Genomic DNA, 1,099 nt, shown 5'->3' on the forward strand with positions numbered 1-1,099 from the left:
AGCTCGAGTTGACGGTCGAGGATGCCTATCGGGGTGGCCGGCGCCGGGTGACCATGACCGGCCCGGACGGACCCCGCAGCTACCAGGTCGCCATCCCACCCGGGGTGGTTGACGGGCAGCGCATCCGGCTGGCCGGGCAGGGCGGCAGCGGCAGCGCCGGCGGCCAGCCCGGCAACCTGTACCTGCGGGTCCGGATCGCTCCGCACCCCCGTTACAGGCTGGACGGCCGGGACATCCACGTGACGTTGCCGGTTACCCCGTGGGAGGCGGCGCTCGGCGCAACGGTCCCGATCACCACCCCCGGCGGCGAGGCCAAGGTCCACGTCCCGGCGGGTTCGTCGAGTGGTCGCCGGCTGCGCCTGCGCGGCGAGGGCCTGCCTAATCCCTCCGGACGGCCGGGCGATCTCTACGCCGAGGTCAGCGTATCGGTGCCGCCGAAGCTGACCGACCGGGAGCGGGCGCTGTTCGGAGAACTGGCGGCCGTGTCGACCTTCGATCCGAGGAGGGGATCCCGAGGATGAACATCCGATCCCCGTCGGAGCGGCGGGCAGCGCCCCCGCACGCCGCCGGGCTTCGCTATCCGCTGGCGCCGACCCGCAGGTTGACCTTGGAGACGGTCGCGAGCCGCAGCGGGCTGCACCCCGACCTGCTCCGCCGGTTCGTGGCGCTCAGCCTGCTGGACGCCTCCCGCGACGCCACCGGGACGCTGTGGTTCGCCCCGGACGCCCCGGCGACGATCGCCAGGATCCAACGGCTGCGGGCCGGCCTCTGCCTGAACTACGCCGCCATCGGCCTCGTCCTCGACCTGCTCGACCGCATCGATGCGCTGGAAGCCGCGCTGCGCAGCAGCACACCCGCTCGGCCGCGGACAGCCGCGAGGAGCACACCACCATGGACATGAACCGGCTGACCCAGAAGTCCCAGGAGGCGCTGGCCGCCGCCCAGGCCAAGGCGACCGCGCTCGGGCACACCGAGGTCGATGGCGAGCACCTGCTGATCGCTCTGCTGGAGGCTCCCGACGGGCTGGTCCCGCGCCTGATCGGGCAGGTCGGCGCCGACACCGCCGCGCTGCACGCCGCGGTCGAGGCCGACCTGGCTC

General features: G+C 73.6%; 3 protein-coding genes. All 3 read left to right on the forward strand.

The features are described 5' to 3' along the window. A partial coding sequence (locus DD1DGNOD_RS28575; protein ID WP_241255402.1) for a J domain-containing protein occupies positions 1-521 on the forward strand: 521 nt, incomplete at its 5' end. Continuing rightward, complete coding sequence (locus DD1DGNOD_RS01945; protein WP_131769307.1) at positions 518-901, forward strand: chaperone modulator CbpM; 384 nt, start codon at positions 518-520, stop codon at positions 899-901. The genes DD1DGNOD_RS28575 and DD1DGNOD_RS01945, both read left to right, overlap by 4 nt. Continuing rightward, a partial coding sequence (locus tag DD1DGNOD_RS01950) for a Clp protease N-terminal domain-containing protein (RefSeq protein ID WP_131769313.1) occupies positions 892-1,099 on the forward strand: 208 nt, incomplete at its 3' end. The genes DD1DGNOD_RS01945 and DD1DGNOD_RS01950, both read left to right, overlap by 10 nt.

Source organism: Candidatus Protofrankia californiensis (assembly GCF_900634765.1).
GTDB lineage: Bacteria > Actinomycetota > Actinomycetes > Frankiales > Frankiaceae > Protofrankia > Protofrankia californiensis.